At 55.3% G+C, this 318-nt stretch carries 1 protein-coding gene; it reads left to right on the forward strand.

Annotated features, from left to right (window positions below):
- Window positions 1–31 precede the first annotated feature (31 nt).
- Window positions 32–318 (forward strand): substrate-binding domain-containing protein (locus tag I8J34_RS24380; RefSeq protein ID WP_323132711.1); only part of this gene is annotated, 287 nt, incomplete at its 3' end.

Raw genomic sequence — 318 nt, forward strand, 5'->3', positions numbered from 1 at the left:
GGTGTCATGGTATCTGTGCAGGGGGAAGGGTATGCCGAAGACCATCAACATCGCAGCCGCGGAACACGCCTACACCCTGGCCGACCGCGGCACGTTCATCAAGTATGAAGACAACTTTAAAGGCAACCCCCCGCTGGTGATTCTGGTCGAGGGCGATAAAGAGCTGAGGAACCAGTACAGCGTGATCCCAGTTAACCCCGAGAGGTGCACGAATGTGAAATACGACCTCGCCAAGGAGTTTGCCCAGTGGATGGCCTCGGACAAGACGCAGAAGCTCATCGCAGATTTCAAGCTCCTGAACAAGCAGCTTTTCTACCC

Origin of the sequence: Denitromonas iodatirespirans (genome assembly GCF_018524365.1) — a bacterium.
Taxonomy (GTDB): Bacteria; Pseudomonadota; Gammaproteobacteria; order Burkholderiales; family Rhodocyclaceae; genus Nitrogeniibacter; species Nitrogeniibacter iodatirespirans.